The following is a 25,510-nucleotide window of genomic DNA, read 5'->3' as shown; positions in this document are numbered from 1 at the left end:
AGTTCCTCTCCCTGAGGAGGAATATAGCGAAACACTGTTTCGCCCCGACGCAAGACAAGAGCTATGCTCGCGTAGTAAGGGGGAGGCTAGGAGGGGGTCTTATAAATTGCGAGTGGCGTTTTTAATATTGAATTGCCCTAATTTTATGTGTAGATAAGCCACTTTTTATTTCAAACTTATTCCTCCCTTTATTTATCAATCTAGTAGTTTAAGTTTTTTGGCTTCAATCACTGCCTGCGCTCGACGAGATACACCTAATTTGCTATAGATGGCTTTTAAATACCATTTGACAGTATCTACACTCACATTCAAATTTCTAGCAATTTTTTTATTGGTTAGTCCTTTCTCCAACATTTTAAGTATATGCATTTCTTTTTCTTTTAACGGCTCAATAAATATTTCATTTTTTTGTGTGAATGACTGTATAATGAGTCGATTGGCAGAGGAGTTGGAGATATTTGAGGTATTCATAGTCACTTGCTCTATTTGAGTTTTATCTAATGCCAGTATACTCACTAACCAACGGTTAAACTCTGCACTGGTATCATCTGTTTTATCCTGCCGACATCGTTTTGCTAATCTTGCGACAATTTTAATTATATTTTGATCTTCATCAAGAAAGGTGCGTAGTATTCCTTGCTCAAATCCACGCTTTAATGCTGGTAAAAGCATCTCTTCTGCCTCACTATAACGTCCTGCCTTGTTCATGACCATCGCCAATAGTGTACGTGTGCCAATTTCACAGTAATATCTTTGTCTATTGATGTGATTATTTAATACCTTAGTTAATAGTTCGATGGCTTGAACTTGCTGACCAGTTCTACACAATAGGCGAGCTTCAGCACTCGCCCGCATATCTAGCATTTGTTCGACTAAGCAGGATTTGTCAGTAGGGATAGTTAATTTTTGCCATTGCTGCATCATCTGCTCTGCCAATTTTAGGTTATCTTCTAGTAGATACAGTTTTATTAATTCTGCACGCAATAAGAAATCCAAACGTGGAATATGCAGTTTTTGCGCAATTTGTCGACCTTCTGCCAAGATGACATGTGCTTCAGAAAAGTTATTTTTTAATATTTCAATACGACTACTAAAACAATAGGTCGCCATATAAAAATCAACAACGCCGCCTTCTACACCCAATGTACGGCTTTGGGTCAATAAAATTTCGGCAGCATCAATTTGATTACGCTCATAATATAACTGTCCCAATAATGTATTTGATAAATAAGCAGCATGCGAGTGTCTACCAGCTTCTTCCCACGCCTTTTCTTGTGCCCTTTTAAGGCTTTTTTCTGCATTATCTAATTGACATTGCTCTATATAAGCAATACCGGCAAAACAATCTCCATATACATTACTAAAAGGACCTTGGGTTTGCTGATGAAAATGAGTCACTCGTTGTTGCAAATCTATTGCCTCAACATAGCGATAAGTATGTATCAGTACATAGGTAATGATATTATTAGCAACCACAATAACCCAAGGATTGGCAATATCTTCTTCACTAAAATAATCAGGTAATAATTGCGCTACCTTATCTAAGCGATCTGCATACATATCAATACATGCTTGCAAGACTCGTGCTTCTATATGGATATTTTTTGCATTGCTATGATTTTTTTGTGTCAAAGCCTGTTCAACAAAATCAAGCGCTTGTTGGGCTTGTTGTTGCTGGTGGGTAAGGCAATACGCCCAAGCAATTGCTAATTGTAATTCACAGCGCATTTGTATTTCTTTTGCAGGTAGTTTATCTACCAATTGCAGTAATGTACTCATAAAGCTGTGCTCAACGAGCCACATGGCATCTTTTTCTACCCACACAATTGCTTGTTCTATCTCTTGCGCTGCAATAGCATGATTAACTGCTTCGTCTGTTTGTTCAATATTAGCAAACCACTGTGCTGCGGCTAAATGTAGTGAGCTCAGTTTGTCAGGCATGTGTTGCTGTAAACGCCTTTGTAGAAAATCAGCAAATAAAGGATGATACTGAAACCAACTCTGCTCTTGATCAAGTGGTCGAATAAATATCCCTTGTTTATACAAAAACTCTAATAAAGCTTGGCTATCTTGCCTACCTGTAACAGTATTGCATAACTCATTATTCAGCCGTGCCAAGATAGAGGTTTGTAATAAAAAATCTAAGGTATCCTCAGGTAGGCTATTTAATACATTCTCTGCTAGATACTCATCAATAGAATGAATTTTTTCAAAATCATCAAATAAATTAACAAAGTTTTGCTCTTCTTTTGTTGTGCGTAACAACAGTACAATTAACTGCAATGATGCAATCCAACCTTCTGTTTTTAACCATAATTTATGAATGACTTCATGATGCAAATCAATCTGCTCAATTTCACTCAAAAAATGGGCTGTTTCGCTTTCATCAAAGCGTAAATCAATACTATCAATCACATACAACTGATGCTTTACTTGTAATGTATAAATAGGAATGGCAGGTTGAGTACGACTACAAATAACCATATGGAAATTTTCGGAGGCACATTCAATTAAAAAATTTAAGGCATCATGGATGATTGGGCTATCAATAAAATGCCAGTCATCAAAAAAAAGGTAGACTCGTTTATCAAGACGCTGCAACTGATTAATCAGGTCAGTCAAAATAAATTTGATGGCTTGTAATGAGGGTGGTGATGTGCTTTGAGATAAAGGGGCTGTATTAACCTCAATACTCGCCTCAATATTGTGAATAGCTTCCACGATATATTGGATACAACGCTCAGGATCATTATCTTCACTATCTAAGCTCAACCATGCGACATGATAGTCTTGTTTGATAAGATAATCTCGCCATTGCAACGCCAAGCTGGTTTTACCAAAACCAGCAGGTCCACGAATCAACATGACTCGATAATCAATACCACGAATTAGTTTATCCATCAAACGTTGACGCTGTAATAAATGACCAAAATTAGTGGGTGCTTCTAATTTGGTAAGCATCAATGGCAAACGTATATTTTTTGCTCCTGTAGTGTATACCATGTCCCCTCCTTGGGATTTATATATACATGATCGTTGTCATTATTATGCTTTTTTGCCAATAAGCCTCCTCATATATGCTTTATATACTTAACTAAACAACAAGAGTAGTTATAATTTGTGGTCAATTCTTATGCAATATTGACAACCAACCATAGATATATTGCTATTAATGGCAATTTAAATATGATAAACGGTACATCAACATTGCATTTTATCCCAGTCTATTGTTATGAACAAGAATGGATTACATTAACAACTCACGCTTACCACTTTTGCCCATGGAGCTGACTAGTCCTGCCTCTTCCATAGAGTCAACAATACGAGCAGCACGATTATAGCCAATACTAAATTTGCGCTGAATACTAGATGCTGAAACTTTACGAGTTTCTAAGACAAATGCTACTGCCTCATCGTATAAGTTATCATCTTCGCCTGATGTATTACCACCACTACTAGGACTGGTAATCTCAAAGTTGCTTGCCATATTGTCAATATAATCAGGTGCACCACGCTCCCGCCACGCATCACACACACGATTCACCTCTTCATCGCTGACATAAGCACCATGCACACGATCAGGTTCAATCTGCCCCGGCCCTAAAAACAGCATGTCACCATTACCCAGCATGTCCTCTGCACCACCACTGTCTAATATGGTACGTGAATCTACCTTAGAGTTGACTCGTAAGGCAGCTCTTACAGGAATATTGGCTTTAATAAGCCCAGTAATCACATCGACTGATGGACGCTGAGTTGCTAGCATGAGATGTATCCCTGCTGCCCGTGATTTTTGTGCTAAGCGAGTAATCAACTCTTCTGCTTGCTTTCCTACCTGCATGATCATATCTGCAAATTCATCAGCAACAATCACAATCATTGGTAGAGTTTTTAGCTTCGGCGCTTGATCTATACTCACACTGTCATTAGGTCGCCATAATGGATCAATCATTGGATTTCCTGCTTTTTGCGCAGCGATGACCTTTTTATTAAACTCCTCAAGTTTACGCACCTTTAATAAGCTCATTAACTGATAACGCCGCTCCATCTCAGCCACACACCAAGACAGGCTACTTGCTGCCTCATTCATATCAGTAACCACTGGTGTTAGCAAATGTGGTATGTCATTATAATTTGCTAATTCAAGCTGCTTGGGATCAATTAAAATTAAACGCAGCTCATCTGGTTTATATTTAAGCAGTATTGATAGCAACATGGCATTAACCAATACTGACTTACCTGACCCTGTCGTTCCTGCTACCAACATGTGTGGTGCTTTGGCAAGATCAGTAATGATGGGGTTACCTCCAATATCCTTGCCCATTGCCATACTGATTTGTGCTTTGGGATCTTTATATTTTTTGGTATCCAATAGCTCAATTAAGCGTACCATTTCTCGCTTTTTATTGGGTACTTCGATACCGATATAAGGCTTACCAGGGATAACCTCGACCACACGTAATGATGCCATTGACAATGAACGTGCCAGATCTCGAGAAATCCCCGTCACTTTGCTGGCTTTTACACCTGCTGCTAACTCTACCTCAAAGCGAGTTACTACAGGTCCTGGAATGGCATTCACCACCTCTGCCTTAACATTAAACTCTTGTAGTTTGATTTCAAGCAATTCTGAAAGCTGCTCTAACTCAGCCACCGTATAGCTTGGTGTACGGTCAGGATCTGGCTTGTCTAATATCGACATTTCTGGAATTGGTGTAAGCTGCTCACGATATTTGGCAGTCTGCATCGCTCGTGAACGCCCAAAAAATGCCTCGTCATCCTCTATATCAGGCAAATTTAGTACTTTTGCCTCTCTAGTGGAAGATTTTTCAGTACTCATGTCATAATCATTATCAGGCATCATGTCTATGATATGATTACTATCCTCTCCTTCTGCTACAGCAAACTGTATGCTCGATATGTCTAAATTTTTATCAACTGCTGGTATAGCATCAGATGAAGCTTCTATATCATCAATATTCATTGTTGCAACTGGTGCTTGTGTAGGATCGGCTGGGGGTGTATTAGTTGGTGTTAAATCAATACTTATCTCACCCTCACTATTCTCTGCCAAAGTATCATTATCATAATCAACTAACGAAGTTTCTACTTCAGACTGAAGAGCAGACTGCAATTGAGGTTGTGGCTCAGGCTCAGGCTGATACTGTTTATTAAATTGTGTCAGCTTATCGCGAGGATCTTGTTTTTCACTACCATGCTCTAATTGATCCATGACATTAGCTTCTGTATTGACATCTATATTTTCATTTTCTTCTACTATCTCACTTATATGCGCTTGCTCGTGTTTCTGCTCTTGTTTAACATTGTCATTATTGTTCTTTGGCTGCAATAACTCGTCAATGACTTGTGGATTGTTCCACTCAAAACTTGGCTCAATCTTTTCTGCGGATCTTTGATTGCTTGAGCTTTCTGTTGACATATTATTTTTTGTCAAAATAGTATTGTTATCAACATCAGCTTGTTTTTCTTTTTCTTGCTGAAACTGCAAAATAGTCTCTCGCAAACCTGAATTTTCCAAAAATTCTTCTAGTACCCCTGATGACTCAATATGATCATCTGGCTGCTTACTATGTGCCTGTGTTGGATGTATTAAAGACGACTGATCATGCTCATCAGCCTCTGGTGCTAGTGATTGTGCTAATTCATCGGCTGTCTCATGTTGGTCATTATCTTCACTAGCATCTAATTTGTTGTCTGTTGTCTTGGAATCTATTTTTTTATTTGCTATATCACTATCTTGCTTAACTCCATTACCCAACCATGTCAATGATCCCATACGTCTAAGCATAGTTAACCAATGTATATTAAAGGCATAAGTAATCGCAACAATAAAAAATAATAACAAAAATCCCAATGCACCTGCTGGCGTTAATAAGTGAGCTAAACGTGATTCAACCTCAATACCCACAATACCACCTGCATGTAAATTCGCCACCAAAGCCTTAGTAGACAAAATATCTGAATGCTGATCAATAAAGCCACCAACCACAGCACATAACGCACTACCGGCAAATAACAAAAATACATAAGCTATCAGGCGCAATAACCATAAAGGTTGCTGACGCTGCCACCATAGTTGTGCCGCTTCATAGGCAATAATAAGTAGCCAAAACCATGCAAACCATCCAAAAAAGACATACAGCAAATCTGCTATCCATGCACCTGCTACCCCACCCATATTGCTTATCCCCTCCATATCACTACTGATATGTGACCAACTTGGGTCATTAGGAGTATAGGTCAGCAAGATGACAAACAGGTATCCTGCCAAAAATATTGCTAAAGCAGTAAAAACCCCTTTTTTGGCATACTGTATTTGCTGTGCAGACATTCACTATTTCCTAAAAGTTAAAATTAAAGCCATTCGCTAAAGTTGTTGAGTTTTTTTATCTACTTCAATACCATGTGCTAAATATCAGCTAATAACAATACAATGGAGTTTTATCCAATCCATCGTGCATCAACGTAAATAAAATGATAATAAATATAGATAAGTCACCAGACGAATATGGCATAATAAAGGCATTGGTAACCTCTTATCATAACAAATATCCACACAGAACTAAATTTGAGTTCTCCTTATTTGATATATACATAACAATTTATCTGGTCATATCGTCAATTAATCTCAATAATGAGATGATAATATCCAATTTGATATTTTTTAGATAAATCCTTATTGTATAAAATTGACCTAGTAGCCAAGATATCTAAAATACTTGCTATTATTTAGTCACCTAAAAATCATATTTATTACCCATCATGATAAATCTATAAAGTTTATCCATTAATTAACAAATTTTAATTAACTATAAATAGGAAAGAAAACATGAGCAATCCATCACAGAATTCAACAGATACTAAAGATGCTCGCCATGAAAAACTCATTATTTTAGGTTCAGGGCCAGCAGGTTATGCCGCTGCTGTTTATGCTGCCCGAGCCAATCTGCAACCAGTGATTATTACAGGTATGCAAGTGGGTGGACAATTAACCACCACCACAGAAGTCGATAACTGGCCAGGTGATGCTCATGGTTTAACTGGCCCTGACTTAATGGAGCGTATGAAAGCCCATGCTGAGCGTTTTGGTACTGAACTGGTATATGACCAAATTAATGCTGTGACGCTAACTGAGCGCCCATTTAAATTACAAGGCGATAATGGTAGTTATACTTGTGATGCCCTTATCATTGCTACTGGAGCATCTGCACAGTATCTTGGACTGGAATCTGAAGAAAAATTCAAAGGGCTTGGAGTTTCTGCTTGTGCCACTTGTGATGGCTTCTTTTATAAAGACCAAAAAGTGGCAGTGGTCGGTGGTGGTAATACAGCCGTTGAAGAGGCTCTATACTTATCTAATATCGCCAGTGAAGTCACCCTCATTCATCGCCGTGATAGCCTACGCTCAGAGAAAATACTACAAGATAAACTGCTTGATAAAGCCAAAAATGGTAATGTCAAACTTGAATGGAATCACACGGTTAAAGAAGTCGTGGGTGATGATATGGGTGTTAATGGTGTTATCATCGAATCCACCGAGGATGGTAGCAGCAAACAGCTAGACATACATGGTATCTTTATTGCCATCGGACACAAACCTAATACTGAATTATTTAATGACCAATTAGATATGAAAGATGGCTATATTGTTGTCAACAGCGGACTATCTGGCAATGCCACCCAAACCAGCATTGAAGGGGTATTTGCCGCAGGGGATGTGGCTGACCATGTGTATCGTCAAGCCATCACCTCAGCAGGCACTGGCTGTATGGCAGCATTAGATGCTGAAAAGTATCTTGATGCATTAGGTGAAACCAATGCCAAAGACCACACCTATGCGTCAACTTTAAGTGAATAAATAACGTTTTTTTCATACTTAGAACCTGTATTCATAAGTCAAAATTAGGGTATTTTTAGATTAAAATGGCGTAATACAAGGCAAATTTGGGGCGAATAGTTATTCTATTTAACCCAACATTTAATGCAGTAGTACGTCTATTTTAGGCAAAAAGCCACCATTATGGGTTGTGAATACAGGTTCTTAGTTTTTTAATGCTTAATTTATGATAAATATTGGTAAGATTAGAGTGTCTTGCCAATTTTTTCTTATTTCACAAAAATATCATTTAACCAACTTGCCATTGCTACCCAAATCATCTCTTATCTATCTGCATAACCAACAATATGACCAACAATTATCACAACCTACTTGCCCAATGCCATTTTCAGTTCCCTAACCCGATTAATGCTGACCGAAATGGTACAGGACTGATAGCCGTTGGTGCAAACCTAAGCCCTGCTACCCTGATTACTGCCTACTCACAAGGCCTATTTCCGTGGTTTAATGAGGACGAACCCATTGCTTGGTGGTGTCCTGAGCCTCGTTGCATCATCAAACCAAAAAGCTATCAGCCGAGCAAATCCTTACAAAAACAGGCTCGCAGTGATAAAAGCCGCACATGGCAAGTTACCCTAAATCAAGCCTTTGCTGATGTGATTCATGCCTGTAGCCTCCCCCGTAGCTACACTAATGATACATGGATTCACGATGAAATGATTGATGCTTACTGCCAACTACACCAACTTGGCTTTGCACATAGCATTGAAGTATGGAACAGTAATGAAGACAATCATAAGCGACAACTTATTGGTGGCTTATACGGGTTAAAAATTGGCGGAATATATTTTGGTGAATCTATGTTTCATCGACAGTCTAATGCCTCAAAAATGGCATTTTGGGGCTTAATGCGCCTATGTGAATTTAGTAATATGCCAATGGTTGATTGCCAACTACCCAATGACCATCTGATGAGTTTGGGCGCAACCACCATGACAAGGCAGACATTTTTAACCAAACTACCCGCTTTGCTTCAACAAACAACGCCTTCTTGGCAAGCTAACCATTACAGCCCCATTGACTGTCACCAACTTTTATATCACGACTCTAATAATGCGTGGAAAAATGCTTATTTACTCAAATAAACAGCTTATTAAAATATACACTGCATGATTAAAGCGTCTACAGGCTGACTTAGTTTATTTTGATGACTATTAACATGGCTGGCATCATTAGGTACTTGATAATAACCAATCCGCCGATGAATCTGCTTAAAACCCAACTGCTGATATAATGCAATCGCTGCATCGTTATCCGCTCGTACTTCTAATAATACGCCTTCTGTACCTTGTCCTTTTATATCTTGCAATGTCTGGCTTAACAAGCCTTTTGCTATCCCTTGACGTTGATAATTAGGACAAGTGCCAATTCGCAAAATTTCTGCTTGCTCAAAAACTATATTGTATAAACAATAAGCCACTACTTTTTGCTGGTTAGTATTTTTTAACTGTGAGGATGTATGTGCCGTTATAGCAACCGATAAATGATTAAACTTATCCGCTAATAACTCAGCAATCACAGCTTGTGTCCAGCTATCCTCTGACTGTACCAATGATTCAATATCTGCTACTTGCCTAATAACATCAGTCGTATCAGTAATATCAGTCAAATTTTTATTATTTTTATCTATTATTTGATATGCATATTGATTGCTTACTGTTTTGTTTAAATTTTTGTTTAAATTTTCTTTCAATACCTCTGTCATGACATCATACCCAATTTATTATTTTGGCTTACTTTTTCTTTTTTGATTTTTTACGTTTTTTCTTTACTGCTGAGCTACCATATTCTTTTTGAATACGTTCATGTTCTAACTCTTGCAAAGTCTTAGCAGGATTAATAGGAATATCCTTTCCTGCAAACAATAACTGCAAACTGTGCCAAATATCTTTGCCCTTATAACCAATCACAAAATCATCTAAACAGCCAAAAATTTGCTGACGATTATCCACATAAAAGGTCATCGGTCCTGATGGCATCACAGCAATGGGAATCAGCCTTGTTACCTTTAACAACTCCTCATAACGTTGGATAAATTGCTGTTCATAATCAATATATTGCTGGCGAACTTTGCCACCATAATTTTGCAAATCAAAATAAAACTGCACACAATAGCTGCTCTCACGATGAGAGATAGAGTTATTATCATAATAAATTTTTCGTCCACCAAAGACTTTTAGTACATCTTTAACAGATGAGGATAACTCAATTCCATACTCATCATAGATTTCCAATATTCGCTGATAATCATTATCAGCAATAAAATATTTAGAGTGATAACCTGCGTTATCCAATACTTCTCTTAACTTTTTTGATAAAAATATTTCCATAAACTTATCCCTGATTACTAAGATTCCTACCTCAACTCATCCATAATAATAATTTATCATAAAAAAAAGCCACCCGAAGGTAGCTTTTTTAATACAAAAACTTGAGCTTATAATTTATATAAAATTAGTCTTTAACTGCTGCAACAACACCAGCACCAACAGTACGACCACCTTCACGGATAGCGAAGCGTAAGCCTTTGTCCATGGCGATTGGGTGGATTAGCTCTACGCTCATCTCTACGTTATCACCAGGCATAACCATCTCTGTACCTTCTTGTAGGCTGATGGCACCAGTTACGTCAGTAGTACGGAAGTAAAACTGTGGACGATATCCATTTAAGAATGGGGTGTGACGTCCACCTTCTTCTTTGCTTAGTACGTATACTTCTGCGTCAAATTTGGTATGTGGAGTGATTGAGCCAGGCTTAGCCAATACTTGTCCACGTTGTACGTCTTCACGCTTTGTACCACGTAATAGAACACCACAGTTCTCGCCTGCACGACCTTCGTCTAGCAGTTTGCGGAACATCTCTACACCAGTACAGGTTGTTTTGCTGGTTGGTTTAATACCAACGATTTCAATTTCGTCACCAACTTTTACGATACCTGATTCAACACGTCCTGTTACTACGGTACCACGTCCTGAGATTGAGAATACGTCTTCGATAGGCATCAAGAATGGCTTGTCGATGTCACGCTCTGGCTCTGGAATGTAGGTGTCTAGAGTGTTTAGTAGTTCTAGTACTGCTGGCTCACCATAAGGACCTTCGCCACCGTTTAAGGCTTCTAGGGCTGAACCTTTGATGATTGGGGTATCATCACCTGGAAAGTCGTAGTCTGATAACAACTCACGTACTTCCATTTCTACTAGTTCTAGTAGTTCTTCGTCATCTACCATGTCACATTTGTTCATGAATACCATGATGTATGGTACACCTACCTGACGTGATAGTAGGATGTGTTCACGGGTTTGTGGCATTGGTCCGTCTGTTGCTGATACAACTAAAATAGCGCCATCCATCTGTGCTGCACCAGTAATCATGTTTTTAACATAGTCAGCGTGACCGGGACAGTCTACGTGAGCGTAGTGACGTGCTTCAGTGTCATATTCGATGTGACTGGTGTTAATGGTAATACCACGTGCTTTTTCTTCTGGTGCTGAGTCAATTGACGCGTAGTCTTTAGCTTCACCGCCTGAAGTTTTTGCTGCTACGGTTGCAATTGCTGCTGTTAGGGTTGTTTTTCCGTGGTCAACGTGTCCAATAGTACCTACGTTAACGTGCGGCTTGTTACGTTCAAACTTGGCCTTTGCCATGATATTTCCTCTTTTATGTATCAGGGTTACCTACTGTCGCTATTGATTAGCTAACAAATATTTAACCACATTAAAATTTATTAAAACAAAAGTCTAAAAAATAAACCTTATCTAGATATAGTGCTGTTGCAAAAGCAATCTGACAGATAATATAAGAAAATGGGTCTCATTAACAAGTGCTTTTATATAGCAGATGTTCTGTTTTAAGTAAACAGCGTATTATCTGTTTACTTAAATGTTACTCACTAATAATAAAACCCATTTTTTATCAGTTATTGATGATGTGATATTCTATTTAATATCACATCATCTTGCTTTTCACTTTGTTCTATTCGTCGTCATCTTTACCATTAAATTTAGAAATAATGGCATCTGCAACTGATTTAGGTGTCTCTGCGTATTTGGCAAATTCCATAGAATAAGTTGCACGACCTTGTGACATAGAGCGAAGCTGAGTGGCATAACCAAACATCTCTGCTAAAGGTACTTCAGCACGGATTTGTTTGGTACCACCAGGTAAATCGTCCATACCTTGTACCATACCACGGCGACGGTTTAAGTCACCCATGATATCACCCATATAATCTTCAGGTGTTTCAACTTCAACCTTCATCACTGGTTCAAGTAATGCTGGGTTAGCATTCATAAAGCCTTTTTTGAAGGCAATCGAACCTGCCATTTTAAATGATAGCTCATCAGAGTCAACGTCATGGTATGAACCATCATATAATGTCGCTTTAACACCAACCACAGGATAACCTGCCAAGACACCATTTTGCATACGCTCTTGAATACCTTTATCAACCGCTGAGTGGTATTCTTTTGGTACCACACCACCGACGATTTTTTCTTCAAATTCGTATTCAACATCGCCTGCTGGATCAAGTGGCTCAAGACGTAACCAAACATGACCGAATTTACCACGACCACCAGTCTGACGAACAAATTTACCTTCTTGCTCAACTTCTTGGCGGATCGTTTCACGGTAAGCAACTTGTGGCTGACCGATATTAGCTTCTACTTTAAATTCACGTTTCATACGGTCAACAAGAATCTCTAAGTGAAGCTCACCCATACCACTGATGATGGTCTGACCAGATTCTTCATCTGTATGCACACGGAATGAAGGATCTTCTTTTGCTAGGCGACCCAAAGCAACTGACATTTTTTCTTGGTCAGCTTTGGTTTTTGGTTCAACTGCAAGGCTGATCACAGGATCAGGGAATTCCATACGCTCAAGGGTGATGATGTTGCTTTCATCACATAATGTATCACCAGTGGTTACATCTTTCATACCCACTAGAGCAGCAATATCACCAGCACGAATTTCATCTAACTCTTCTTGTGAGTTTGCATGCATCTGTACGATACGACCCACACGCTCACGCTTCATTTTCACAGGGTTATAAATACTTTCACCCTGTTTAATCACACCAGAGTAAACACGTACGAAGGTTAAGTTACCGACATATTTATCGTTCATGATTTTGAACGCCAATGCAGCAAATGGCTGTTCGTCTGAGGCTTCACGAGTGGCTTCAGTTTCTGCTTTGTCGTCTAGCACACCTTTAATTGCAGGAACATCTTGTGGTGCTGGTAGATACTGAATCACTGCATCCAACATTTTTTGTACACCTTTGTTTTTAAAGGCAGTACCACAAAGCATTGGAATGATTTCGTTGTCAATAGTACGCTGACGAATAGCCTGATGAATTTGTGCTTCTGACAATTCACCATTTTCTAGGTATTCATTCATTAGTTCTTCAGACGCTTCAGCAGCAGTCTCAAGTAGTTGCTCACGGTATTCTTCTGCTTTATCTTGTAATTCAGCAGGAATTTCACGCTCTTCAAATTTCATGCCTTGAGATTCAGTATCCCAATAGATGGCTTTCATGGTGATTAAGTCAACCACACCTTCAAAGTCTTCTTCTTTACCAATTGGAATAACCAATGGCACAGGTTGACCACCTAGACGACTTTTGATTTGGTCAATAACACGATAAAAGTCTGCACCAACACGGTCCATTTTGTTAACAAATGCCAGACGAGGTACTTTATATTTATTTGCCTGGCGCCATACTGTTTCAGACTGAGGCTGAACACCACCAACAGCACAATAAACCATGCACGCACCATCAAGTACACGCATTGAACGCTCTACTTCAATGGTAAAGTCAACGTGACCTGGGGTGTCAATGATGTTGATACGATGTTCATCAAACTGCTGTGCCATACCTGACCAGAAGCAAGTTGTCGCTGCTGATGTAATGGTAATACCACGCTCTTGCTCTTGCTCCATCCAGTCCATAGTAGCTGCGCCATCATGAACTTCACCAATCTTGTGACTGATACCTGTATAGAACAAAATACGCTCGGTGGTGGTGGTCTTACCAGCATCAATATGCGCTGAGATACCAATGTTACGGTACCGATTTAAGGGAGTTGTACGAGCCATAATAATTTCCTAATGGAATTTTTTTATTGAGTATCTTTTACTGTAAAACTTTGGGGTATTGATGGATAAAACTAAAACAAATGAGTGAAAATAGTTATTTTAATCTCTTCTTATGACAGTTTTATTAACCACTCACTTTTAGAGTTGTTTAATAATTTCTAGTATTATCTAGTATCATACTATCAAAAAATCAATATTAATACCGATTATCTTACAATTTATCAACTGCTTTATTCACTATAATTTAGTATTTATCACTTTATATAAAATATAAATTGCTCTGTCTTTCTTTATTGGTAACCCTAAGTTTGTTACAGAGTCCAAACTTATCTGGCAGTCTTTAAGACTGCCATTAAGACAATTATTTAAATTATTCTTACTTAGGTGTTATAAGCAAAACACCGCTAATAACACCTATTTTTTCTCTTGATACACGTTTTTATCAATTTCTATCAATTAGAAACGATAATGAGAGAATGCTTTGTTTGCATCTGCCATACGGTGAACTTCATCACGTTTTTTCATGGCTGCGCCTTTACCTTCAAAAGCATCAGACAATTCACCAGCTAGGCGAAGTGCCATTGATTTTTCTGAACGCTTAGCAGCCGCTTCAGCAAGCCAACGCATGGCTAGGGCGGTACGACGGGAGGGGCGTACTTCCATAGGTACTTGATAAGTTGCACCACCAACACGGCGAGCTTTTACTTCTACCATTGGGCGAACTTTTTCTAGTACTTCTTCAAAAAACTCAACAGGATCTTCGATGTTGCGTTTTTCGCTAACTTGCTCTAGCGCACCATATACAATACGTTCTGCAGTTGATTTTTTACCATCAAGCATAACATGGTTGATGAATTTTGCGATGGTTTTACTGCCAAACTTAGGATCAGGTAGGATCTCACGGGCAGCGACGACACGACGTCTTGGCATAATAAATTTCCTTGTCTTCAGGGTTGTCTGGCATTCATAGCTTCTATTATTACTTTCTATACTATTAAACACGACTGAATCAGTGCCATAGCGATCATTATAGATAAGTGTTTACTATCAGCCAGCCTTACTGCATGGTGGTATGTATCGACACCAAACCCATGCATCATTAATTTTTAATTTTCGTTCGTACTAATTTTATGCTGTAGCACACTATGTATTATATGGCGTACTACACATCAAAAGCATGAGCTTATGCTTTTGGTTTTTTCGCACCATATTTAGAACGACCTTGTTTACGATCTTTTACGCCTGCACAGTCAAGTGCACCACGTACAGTATGATAACGCACACCTGGCAAGTCTTTTACACGACCACCGCGGATAAGTACCACGCTGTGCTCTTGTAAGTTATGACCTTCACCACCGATATAGCTTGATACTTCATAACCTGAAGTTAAGCGAACACGGCATACTTTACGCATGGCTGAGTTAGGTTTTTTTGGTGTAGTAGTATATACACGAGTACACACACCACGGCGTTGTGGGCACGCTTGCAATGCAGGAACTTTTGATTTTTCCTTGATTGTTTTGCGACCCTTACGAATCAATTGGTTAGTTGTTGCCATAAGGCATCCTTCTCCCGTTTATTAAAAAACAAAAAAATGGGGAATTAAGCTCTGTTACACTCAAAATGCGAATATAACAATAAACTTACCCATTTTTAAGACACTATATTATACAGCTAATTACAATTAAGTTCAACCTATATGTAATCAGCTGTTAGCATAGATTTTTACTGACTTTTTGAGGTGGCTATTTTTAGTTTTAGATAAACTAACCACTGCCATACTGCTATGGCTTATAAAAATATTTAGGCTTCTTTTTTATCAGAATCATCAGATTCTTCTATGTCTGTATGAGAATGAGTGTTAGCTGTATTGGTATTATTTACTACTTCACTGCCCTTAGTATGCTCACTAGTTTGGGTACTATTTTTTTGTGGGCTATGGTTGGTAAGTAATTTTTTTGCAAACTTAGGCTCAGGACCAAAAGTCGCTTGTGCTACGCCAATCACTTCATCAATTAAATCATTATTGTAATAAATGCCAATTATCATTGAACTTACAGGTAAAATTTTGGTTAACCAACTCAAATTGATATTATCAAGATCAAAATGCTCAACCACATTATCTACTTGTTGCATATAGTAGCTAATATTACTATTTGCAGTACCCATATTAGTAAACTCTCTACGCAAACCTTCATGATCAGCATTATCAAGCAATCCTTTGGCAACACCCAATCCTGCTAATAGAGTTTGTTTTTCTTGCATTTTGCTTAAATCAGCATGTGATAATATATCGTACGCCATTTTGATGCCTTGATTACCCGTTAACGGCTGGTCGTAAACCGCAGCAATCTGATAAATGGTGCGTAGCGATACCAATAACAACCATAAACTATCAGCAAGCATACCTGCCAAACCTGCCAAACCTGAAACTCCGCCTAAAGCAGCTAAGGCACGGTTTTGATTTGCAATATCCGTAGCCAAGGCTTTACGCTGCTGTTCATCAAGCTGACTAATACCAGCAAAACGATGTGAGTCGGGTAAGTCCATCTGGCTCCATGCTGATGCTAATTTAGCAATTTGCATAAAAGCACTGTCCATCGCTTTTTGTACCATGCTGTTAGGTACGACTTTTTTGGCATATTTACCATAACGAGAGAAACGCTGACCGATTAACTCTTGTGATGCTTTGACCGTACTTTGGCGAAATAAATCCTCTTTACTTGGGTTTTTGTTAATATCAGCCAAATCCACCGCTTGGTATTTGCTGGTCTTCATGGTTTTGGCGTTCATACTGTCTAATAGAGAACCCACGTGTTCTAAAGCATCACGAGTTAATTGTCCTGCACTATTGAGTCCTTTTTTTATCGTACTATTACTTTTCATATACCATTCCGTCCATTTATATAGAAAATTTTTACTGCATTGCTATTTTTTATGGTTTCTATTTTAGCTAAACTGCCCGCTTTATGTCAGTTCAAACATTGTTATCTGCCTTTTTAGTTTGGTAAATAAATTTTATCAATCATAGTTATCAATCATAAATTGTATTGACTAACAATTGATTAACACAAGCATAAATATATAATTCACCATCGTCTCACTTCAAATCACACTTTTAATTTATATCATGCTAAGACAAACCATGAGCACAAAACCTAATCAACAAACGGCGTTTTTTCAACTACAAAATTTGCCTGCACATTACTTACTCCCCTTACTCATCACCCATCTATCTGAGCACGATAATACCGCTGAGTGGGGTGTGTGCTGGTTACAAAATAAGACGCGACCCATTATTGGGATTTTGCCTAAGGTCTCATGGTGTGTCTATCCAAATAGTCATCTAACTAATAATCGACTCAACATTAATGAAGTACAACCTCACTATCAAATTATTAAAACTGAGCGACAAACATCAGCACACACAAATACTCAGAAAAAACCAAACGTTGAGTCCTATGCTCTGAGTTTATCTGCATGGTGTGATGAGTTGATTGCATATATGAATCAGTATCAAGAGGATATAAGCGATGTTGATAAGCCTTTACGCTATCATCATGGGTTGATGGGGTTTATTGGCTATGATATCAGTGCACAAAATTTAAGTCCTAATGCAAATATTCATCTTGAGCAACAACCTTGTGCATTTTTTGGACATTACGATATGTTTCTGCAACCACTACAAGCCTCCACCACAGGTATAAAAAATAACAATGACAGTCATAATGATATTGTTGGTTGGCAATTAATCTATCATAAAACGGCTGATAGTGACGCGGCACATACAAAAGTAGAAAATGCACATTTTATAAAACTATATGAGTGCCTTACTCAATTAGATACAAAACTCAATCATCATCTCAAAGAATCAAGAACAAACATAACCGAGTTATTTTCTATCCCACCCTCATTAATCATGCAACCTTTATGGTCACAAGCTGATTATCAACACGCTTTTGAGCGCACCCAAAACTACTTGTATGCTGGTGACTGCTATCAAATCAATTTAACCCAGCCGTGGATAGGTAATTTGTTATATAGTCAGACACTAATTGAATATCTCCCCAATCTATATACCCAAACCCATGCACCTTATGCTGGCTATTTTGCTGTTAACTCCACTGCGTTAAAGCAATCAAATAATACCAATAATAAACTCAGTGACACAACACTACCAAGCTTTGAACTATTAAGCTGCTCCCCTGAGCTTTTTTTACGTTTTGAATCTACTTATGCTACTCACTCAGCAATAACAATGACCGCAAAACCCATTAAAGGCACCATTCCCAGAGGAGAAAGCCAACAACAAGATGAAGCCAACAAACAAACCCTGGCTGCCTCTGAAAAAGATTGTGCCGAAAATGTGATGATTGTTGATTTACTACGTAATGACTTAGGAAAATATGCCACAACGGGCAGTGTACGTGTTCCACATCTGTTTGCATTAGAAAGCTTTAGTAATGTGCATCATTTGGTGAGCACCATTAAAGCTGAGCTAAAACCCACAGTACACCCATTAACTGCTTTATTTGCTAGCTTGCCAGCAGGCTCAATCACTGGCACGCCCAAAAAACGGGCTGTTGAAATTATTGATGAGCTAGAAGCCTGCTCACATCAACATAGCAGAGGCGCATACTGTGGTAGCTTAGGATTTATGAATTTTGATGGTACAGGACAATTTAATGTATTGATACGTACGTTACAGTCTTCATTAAAAAATAATAGGGACGAATCTACTACAACGCATAGACAAGTCACACTTTGGGCCGGTGGTGGCATTACTGTGGCATCAAATGCCAATAGTGAATATCAAGAATGTTGGGATAAAGTGGGTAATCTATTAGCTATCTTACAGAATTAGGGCAATAGTCAGTATTAAATGCCAGTTCCTTACTTCAAGGGAGGGATTTAGAATGGAGCATATATGATTTTAGAAAATAAAGTTGAGAGTGAAGTAATTAAATAGAATATTAAGCGACTGCCTGCCAATGCTGCCATGCCAGTACCAGTATGGCTGCTGCCATTAACCAACCCACGCAGCCCACTGCCAATGCTTTATATAGTCCAATATAATTGATACTAAAAAATACAATGAATGTATATATAAGATGGGGTATGACCCCTAAGATACTAAATAATAATGCTACTCTTAAGTCTGCCGCACTACGCTGTGTGCCAACTATAAAATGACTGATTAAGGTAAAAGTAGGAAAAAGTGGTGCTAAGGCAGCCAGATAAAAAAAGCGACTTTGGGCAAATAGTTGAATCACCAAAACGACCAATGCACCAATAAGCATTTTTAGCCAAATCATGACAGCGACAGTCTCAATAAAAGTAGTTAAATATTAAGTTTACTCTCAATTAAAAAAACTTGTCAATCAATATAAAATATAAATTGCTGATTGCTATACTATGATCGTCACAACCGATTAGTTATGATAAATCCTAATAAATAAAGTCTTAAAAATGAGCCATTAAATCATGCCTTAGCATAGACGACTACTTATAAAGGGTATATCATCATAAGGCAGCGACAGCAGATTTTATTTTTCATTTGTATTGCTTTTAATGTAGGAGCTATCATGAAATATCAACACATACTATTAGTCACAGATTTGCGCCCAGATGCTGATAGAGTGGCACAAAAAGCCAAACAAATTGCCCAAAACCATAACGCTAAATTATCTGTGCTACATATTGTCAAAGACACAATGGTGGGTTTTGGCTATGAAATGGTGCCTGCCTCTGCATTGTATGAAAATGTCAATCAAGATCGCTGTAATAATGCGCAACAACAGCTTGCAGATATGCTAGAGCGTAGTGGCATCAATGCAACCCATGCTGATGTTAGTACTGCCATCTCAAGCAGCGAGGGTATCGTACACTACTGTGCTAAACATGAAGTAGATTTGCTGGTTATTGGGCGCCATGAACGTCATGGCATTTCTGCTTGGATCAATGGTGCGACGGTTGATGGCATTTTGCCAAACATTCATTGTGATTGTTTGGTGGTAAAACTTGGCTCACCAAGAGCAAAAAAATAGCAATAAACAATAATAAATAAACTGGAGATGTATATGTATGATGTCATGGCGGTTGGTAATGCTTTAGTAGATCACGAATATCTTATTTCTGAGGAGATATTAATTAAAACTGGGCTCGAAAAAAGCAACATGACCTTAGCCTCATTAGAACAACAACAACAACTTTTGCGCCAGTTATCCAATGCAGATATTTCCTCTTGTAAGCAAGCAGGTGGTGGTTCAGCTGCTAATACGATGTATGCTTTAGCTAGTTTGAGTGGTAAGCCATTTTATGCTTGCCGTGTGGGTGATGATGAACAGGGTAAGTTTTATCTACAAAATTTACATCAAGCAGGCGTTGTTACCTCAGAACAATCTATAGCAACTGGTGGTGTCACTGGCTCATGTGTGGTCTGTGTCACTCCTGATGGCGAGCGTACCATGCAAACGTACTTGGGTACATCAAGTGAAATTGACGAACAAAATGTCAATTTTGAGGCGTTAACACAAAGTGACTGGTTATATTTAGAAGGCTATCTAGCAATGTCTGATAGCATTCAATCTGCCATGACCAAGCTACGTCAACAGGCAGGTATTCATGATGTGCAAATTGCGGTAAGCTTTGCTGACCCTGCGGTAATAAAGTTTGCCAAAACAGGGCTACAAAATATGCTGGGTAATGGGGTCGCCATGATTTTTTGTAACCTTGAAGAAGCGCAACTGTTTACTGATAAAAAACAACACAAAGCAGCGGCTCGGGCTTTGACAGAATGGTGTCGTATTGCTGTGGTAACCAATGGTGCTCATGGCGTGGTGATTTGTAAACGTGAGGGTGATAAAGTTGAAATTATTGAAGAGCCTACTCCTCATGTCAATGATGTCGTCGACACCAATGGCGCAGGTGATAACTATGCAGGTGCATTTATGTATGCGATCACTCAGCAATATTCTTTGCCTGAGTGTGCAAAATTGGCGGGTGAAGTTGCCAGTCAAGTGGTTTGTCAGATAGGCCCACGTTTAGCGGCAAATGAATACCAAGACATCGCTCGGCGAGTATTGGTAGCATAATTCACAATCATTTTATTCTCTATCTCATCGGGTATTGAATATATTCACAAGGAGTCAATATGCAGTTTGCTGTTATAGGATTAGGCGTCTTTGGACGTGCTTGCGCCTTTGAATTGCAGCGTCAAGGCAATGAAGTATTAGGCATTGACCTTGATGAAAAGGAAGTCAATAAAGTCAGTGATACATTAAGCCATGCCGTCATCGCTGATGCCACTGACAAAGAAACGCTCAAAGAGCTGAACTTTGCGCAACTAGATGGCGTCATGGTATGTATTGGTGATAATTTAGAAGCCAGCTTGCTGTGTACTTTAAATCTGATTCATCTACCTGTACATAACCTCTGGGTAAAAGCCAAAACTGATGCTCATCATGATATTTTGGCAAGTCTTGGGGTACAAAACATCATTCACCCTGAGCAAGATATGGGTATCCGTATTGCCCAAGCAATGAACTACCCGATGATGAAACAATACCTGTCATTAGGTAATAATGATGAGTATCTGGTACGTATTGATATTCCTGCTGGCTGGACACCACAAAGCATTGCCAAAATCCGTAATACCTATCCCTCAACTTCCTTATTACTTATCGTTCGTCAAGGTAAAGTGATTCATACATTTGATGATAACTGGACAGTACAACATCCAGATAGCTTGGTATTTAGTGGCAGTTTACCAGAGCTAAAACGCTTGGCGCGCACCTTTATCCCTCCTCATTCATCAGACTTGCGGTAGCCAGCAGTGAACTCACGCATCTTATTATCACCCCCATTTATTCTAGCTTTTGGCTTTTTGGGGCTAATTATTGTTGGCAGTATTTTATTAATGCTGCCCATCTGTAATCCCACCAATATCTCTTGGTTAGAAGCGGCATTTACAGCCACTTCGGCAGTAACGGTAACAGGGCTTGCAGTGGTAGATACTGCCTCATTTACTCGGCTTGGGCAGGTGGTCATTGCCATATTAATTCAGCTTGGCGGCTTGGGTTTTATGACCTTTGCTGTATTGGCATTTTTTAGCCTGCAACGTCGTTTGAATATGACCAGTCAAATCATTGCTCGTGAAGCGTTGGCAGAAACCAGTTTTGGCGATATTATTAGCACTGCCAAATCAGTCATTGGTATTGCTTTAAGTGTTGAGATAGTCGGTATGATATTACTGACACTGTCTTTTTCACCACACATGCCATGGGGTGAAGCCCTGTATCATGGATTTTTTTATACCATCTCAGCCTTTAATAACGCAGGATTTGCCCTAAGTAGCGATAGCCTAACCCCCTATGTGGGCAATCAACAGATTAACTTGATTATTACCGCCCTGATTATTATTGGTGGACTTGGGTTTTTGGTCATTAAGGACATGCTGGAGCATCGCAGTTGGCACAAAATTAGCGTTAATACTAAGTTGGTCTTATCTGCTACTGTGATAATCAACCTCATTGCTTTTGCGTTATTTTGGCTATTAGAGCGTCATAATCCTGCAACGTTAGGCAATTTAAACTTAATAGATCAAGCCACTGCCGCTTGGTTTCAAGCCATCACTCCACGTACTGCAGGATTTAATACCATTGCCATTGACCAGTTGACCGATGCCAGTACCCTACTTACCATGTTTTTGATGTTTGTCGGTGGTGGCTCACTATCAACAGCCAGTGGTATTAAACTGGGCACTTTTGCAGTATTAATTCTCACTACTTTTTCATTTTTACGTCAGCGTGACCATGTAACTGTATTTGAGCGGAGTATCCCTGAGCGGCAAGTACGCAAATCACTGGCTCTGGTGAGTATTACTCTGATGCTGATTTTTTTAAGTGTGTTTATTTTATCTGTGATTGAAGCAAGACACCCCTTAGAAGATGTATTATTTGAAGTGGTTTCTGCTTTAAGTACGGTTGGATTGTCACGAGGTCTGACAGGAAATCTAAGCGATGCAGGTGAAGCCATTATTATGTTTATGATGTTTGCAGGACGTGTGGGCCCGTTGACTTTGGCTTATTTGATTGCGATGCCAAAATCGACTCGTATTCGCTATCCTGAAACCAATGTCTTGATTGGCTAATTAATGACAGTTTAAATATCACATGGTCTATGATTTGCCAATAAAAAGCCGCATAGTAAATTGCTATGCGGCTTTTTGTTGTCAATAGTTGTTATCAATTGTTGTTAACAATATGGTAAGCAAGATTTTCAACAAATTAAAGCGCTATGCTTGTGCCAATGCCTGCGCCAAATCTGCTTTGATGTCATCAATATGCTCGATACCAATTGATAAGCGTACCATGTCTTCACTCACTCCTGCTTGCTCAAGCTCTTGACCATTTAACTGGCGATGGGTAGTGGTGGCAGGGTGACATGCCAATGATTTGGCATCACCAATATTCACCAGACGGGTAATGAGTTGTAGCGCATCAATAAAGCGTGCGCCTGCTTCACGCCCCCCTTTCACTCCAAAAGTCAAAATGGCAGATGGTGTACCTTGCATATACTTTTGTGCCAATTCATGCTCAGGGTGATTGGGCAGCCCTGCATATTTTACCCATGCTACTTTATCATGCCCTTGCAGATATTCTGCTACCGCCTGTGCGTTTTCAACGTGACGCTGCATACGCAAACTTAGGGTCTGCATACCTTGTAAAATACTAAAGGCATTGAGTGGGCTTAATGCTGCACCTGTATTACGTAGTGGTGCCACACGCGCGCGCGCAATATAAGCAGCCTCACCCACGTCTTTGACAAAATTAACCCCATGATAGCTGGCATCAGGCTCATTGAGTAGCGGGAAACGCTCAGGATAATCTCCCCACGCAAACTTGCCACTGTCCACAATCGCACCGCCAATAGATGTTCCCGTTCCGCTCATATATTTAGTCAGTGAATGCACCACAATATCCGCACCATGTTCAAATGGTCGGCACAAAGCAGGTGTCGCCACGGTATTATCAATCACCACAGGCACACCATATTGATGCGCAATATCTGCCAATGCCGCAATATCGACAATATTACCCAGTGGATTACCGATACTCTCGGCATAAACTATTTTGGTCTTATCATCGATTAAATCACGAATTGCTTCGGGGTTTTTATGGTCAAAAAAACGTACCTCGATGCCTTGACGAGGCAGGGTGTGTGCAAAGAAGTTATATGTACCGCCATATAAAGTGGATACCGCAACGATATTATCACCTGCTTCGCAGATGGTCTGCACCGCATAAGTAATAGCAGCCATGCCCGATGCCACTGCCAATGCACCCACACCACCTTCAAGTGCAGCAACTCGCTCTTCTAATACCGCATTGGTTGGGTTCATGATGCGAGTATAAATATTGCCTTGTACTTTAAGGTCAAACAAATCTGCCCCATGTTGCGTATCATCAAAGGCATAAGAACTGGTGTGATAAATGGGCACTGCCACCGCTTTGGTGGTTGGCTCAACACTATAACCAGCATGAATAGATAGTGTTTCTAAGCGTTGTTTATTTTGTCCGTCTGTATTGCTCATAGATTGTCCTTATTCATCTGTGAAAAAACTATTTTCATTCTATTTTTGCTTGATATACATAAAAAAACCAGATTACTATTTTCAGGGTATATTGCTAACACACTGATTTATAGTAATCTGGTTATCATAACTTAGCTTGTTTATGAATAAAATAAATTTTATTTACGTTAGTTATTATATTTTAATATAAGCAGAGGGTGATAAGACTTAGCCTTATTGTCAGCCTTATTGGTAATAGGCATTTTCAGTACGGGTGTGGTCAGTCTCATCGACCACTTGCATCAGCTCGGGAACTTGCTGTTTAAGCTGTACTTCTACCCCTTGGCGTAGGGTCATATCCACTGCCGAACAACCTTGACAACCACCACCAAATTTTAATACAGCCGTCAATCCTACGCCCTCTTCATCTAGCAATTCGACCAGTTGCACATTACCGCCATGTGAGGCTAAGTTGGGATTAATATCTGACTGCAACACATAATTGATGCGCTCTTCAACACTGGCATCTTCTCCCACTTTAGGGATTTTTGAGTTAGGCGCACGGAAAGTTAACTGCCCCCCAAAACGGTCTTTGTTATAGTCAATCACGGCATCTTCAAGATAAGGCACGGAGACCGCATCAATAAAAGCAGTAAAGTTTTCATAATGTAGCTGCAAATCAGCCTCATCTTCTTCACCTGGCTGATTATAAGCCATACAGCACTCTGCTCGTGGCGTACCTGGGTGCTCGACAAAAATACGTACCCCAATACCATCTGTTTCTTGTTTTGCCAAAAGCTCAGTCAAATACTCTTGTGCTGACTCAGTAATGGTGATGTTACTTTTAATCTCAGTTTGCTCGATGTCTAATGCTGACGTTTGCTCTGCATTGGCTGTGTCTGTATGGCTATCAGTCATA

Annotated in this window: 19 protein-coding genes; 7 read left to right on the top strand and 12 right to left on the bottom strand. The window is 39.3% G+C overall.

Features of this window, described 5'->3' with window-relative positions; translation table 11 throughout:
• Positions 1-195: 195 nt before the first annotated feature.
• Both FHK89_RS05875 and FHK89_RS05870 read right to left on the bottom strand, forming a co-directional pair.
• Positions 196-3,003 (bottom strand): LuxR C-terminal-related transcriptional regulator, encoded by a 2,808-nt coding sequence (locus FHK89_RS05875; RefSeq protein WP_230657888.1) that lies wholly within the window; start codon positions 3,001-3,003, stop codon positions 196-198.
• A 244-nt stretch (positions 3,004-3,247) separates the two neighbouring features.
• Positions 3,248-6,352 (bottom strand): DNA translocase FtsK, encoded by a 3,105-nt coding sequence (locus tag FHK89_RS05870; protein ID WP_230657885.1) that lies wholly within the window; start codon positions 6,350-6,352, stop codon positions 3,248-3,250.
• Between the two features lie 498 nt (positions 6,353-6,850).
• On the opposite strand from FHK89_RS05870, the gene trxB reads away from it, so the two are divergent.
• A complete protein-coding gene (gene trxB, locus FHK89_RS05865; RefSeq protein ID WP_230657882.1) occupies positions 6,851-7,879 on the top strand; it encodes a thioredoxin-disulfide reductase in 1,029 nt (342 codons plus the stop codon).
• Between the two features lie 326 nt (positions 7,880-8,205).
• A complete protein-coding gene (gene aat, locus FHK89_RS05860; protein ID WP_329958690.1) occupies positions 8,206-9,003 on the top strand; it encodes a leucyl/phenylalanyl-tRNA--protein transferase in 798 nt (265 codons plus the stop codon).
• Positions 9,004-9,011: 8 nt separating this feature from the next.
• Here aat and rimI read toward each other — a convergent pair whose 3' ends face one another.
• From rimI to FHK89_RS05825, 7 genes are all read right to left on the bottom strand, one after another.
• On the bottom strand, positions 9,012-9,623 hold the full coding sequence (gene rimI / locus FHK89_RS05855) for a ribosomal protein S18-alanine N-acetyltransferase (RefSeq protein ID WP_230657879.1): 612 nt from the start codon (positions 9,621-9,623) through the stop codon (positions 9,012-9,014).
• Between the two features lie 28 nt (positions 9,624-9,651).
• Positions 9,652-10,248, bottom strand: a complete 597-nt coding sequence (locus FHK89_RS05850; protein WP_230657877.1) for an SUKH-3 domain-containing protein — start codon at positions 10,246-10,248, stop codon at positions 9,652-9,654.
• A 124-nt stretch (positions 10,249-10,372) separates the two neighbouring features.
• A complete protein-coding gene (tuf, locus tag FHK89_RS05845) occupies positions 10,373-11,563 on the bottom strand; it encodes an elongation factor Tu (protein WP_230657875.1) in 1,191 nt (396 codons plus the stop codon).
• A 328-nt stretch (positions 11,564-11,891) separates the two neighbouring features.
• Entirely contained in the window at positions 11,892-14,018 is a 2,127-nt protein-coding gene (gene fusA / locus FHK89_RS05840) for an elongation factor G (protein ID WP_230657872.1), read from the bottom strand.
• 456 nt (positions 14,019-14,474) lie between these two features.
• Positions 14,475-14,948 carry a 30S ribosomal protein S7 gene (rpsG, locus tag FHK89_RS05835; protein WP_230657868.1) on the bottom strand — a complete coding sequence of 158 codons (474 nt, stop codon included), beginning with the start codon at positions 14,946-14,948 and terminating at the stop codon, positions 14,475-14,477.
• A gap of 253 nt (positions 14,949-15,201) precedes the next feature.
• Positions 15,202-15,576, bottom strand: coding sequence for a 30S ribosomal protein S12 (rpsL, locus tag FHK89_RS05830; protein WP_025646352.1), 375 nt, complete (start codon positions 15,574-15,576; stop codon positions 15,202-15,204).
• Between the two features lie 245 nt (positions 15,577-15,821).
• Positions 15,822-16,904 (bottom strand): EcsC family protein, encoded by a 1,083-nt coding sequence (locus tag FHK89_RS05825; RefSeq protein ID WP_230657865.1) that lies wholly within the window; start codon positions 16,902-16,904, stop codon positions 15,822-15,824.
• A 259-nt stretch (positions 16,905-17,163) separates the two neighbouring features.
• On the opposite strand from FHK89_RS05825, the gene FHK89_RS05820 reads away from it, so the two are divergent.
• Positions 17,164-18,882 carry an anthranilate synthase component I family protein gene (locus tag FHK89_RS05820; RefSeq protein WP_230657864.1) on the top strand — a complete coding sequence of 573 codons (1,719 nt, stop codon included), beginning with the start codon at positions 17,164-17,166 and terminating at the stop codon, positions 18,880-18,882.
• A 109-nt stretch (positions 18,883-18,991) separates the two neighbouring features.
• Here FHK89_RS05820 and FHK89_RS05815 read toward each other — a convergent pair whose 3' ends face one another.
• Positions 18,992-19,333: a GlpM family protein gene (locus tag FHK89_RS05815; RefSeq protein WP_230657861.1), complete on the bottom strand. Its 342-nt coding sequence runs from the start codon at positions 19,331-19,333 to the stop codon at positions 18,992-18,994.
• A gap of 270 nt (positions 19,334-19,603) precedes the next feature.
• On the opposite strand from FHK89_RS05815, the gene FHK89_RS05810 reads away from it, so the two are divergent.
• The 4 genes from FHK89_RS05810 to FHK89_RS05795 are packed head-to-tail and all read left to right on the top strand — an operon-like array spanning position 19,604 to position 23,169.
• Positions 19,604-20,065, top strand: coding sequence for a universal stress protein (locus FHK89_RS05810; RefSeq protein WP_230657858.1), 462 nt, complete (start codon positions 19,604-19,606; stop codon positions 20,063-20,065).
• Positions 20,066-20,098: 33 nt separating this feature from the next.
• Positions 20,099-21,112: an adenosine kinase gene (locus tag FHK89_RS05805; protein WP_230657855.1), complete on the top strand. Its 1,014-nt coding sequence runs from the start codon at positions 20,099-20,101 to the stop codon at positions 21,110-21,112.
• 59 nt (positions 21,113-21,171) lie between these two features.
• Complete coding sequence (locus FHK89_RS05800) at positions 21,172-21,846, top strand: potassium channel family protein (protein ID WP_230657852.1); 675 nt, start codon at positions 21,172-21,174, stop codon at positions 21,844-21,846.
• Positions 21,847-21,852: 6 nt separating this feature from the next.
• The gene (locus tag FHK89_RS05795) at positions 21,853-23,169 is read left to right on the top strand and encodes a TrkH family potassium uptake protein (RefSeq protein WP_230657849.1); all 1,317 of its coding nucleotides are present in this window, start codon (positions 21,853-21,855) and stop codon (positions 23,167-23,169) included.
• Positions 23,170-23,313: 144 nt separating this feature from the next.
• Here FHK89_RS05795 and FHK89_RS05790 read toward each other — a convergent pair whose 3' ends face one another.
• Together FHK89_RS05790 and nfuA are read right to left on the bottom strand one after the other, a co-directional pair.
• A complete protein-coding gene (locus FHK89_RS05790; RefSeq protein ID WP_230657846.1) occupies positions 23,314-24,612 on the bottom strand; it encodes an O-acetylhomoserine aminocarboxypropyltransferase/cysteine synthase family protein in 1,299 nt (432 codons plus the stop codon).
• A 225-nt stretch (positions 24,613-24,837) separates the two neighbouring features.
• On the bottom strand, positions 24,838-25,509 hold the full coding sequence (gene nfuA / locus FHK89_RS05785; protein ID WP_230657844.1) for a Fe-S biogenesis protein NfuA: 672 nt from the start codon (positions 25,507-25,509) through the stop codon (positions 24,838-24,840).
• Position 25,510: the final 1 nt, after the last annotated feature.

The sequence above is a fragment of the Psychrobacter sp. I-STPA10 genome (genome assembly GCF_021012795.1).
GTDB lineage: Bacteria > Pseudomonadota > Gammaproteobacteria > Pseudomonadales > Moraxellaceae > Psychrobacter.
The sequence above is the reverse complement of the archived record's forward strand: the minus strand, read 5'-3'. Positions and strand labels throughout refer to the sequence as shown.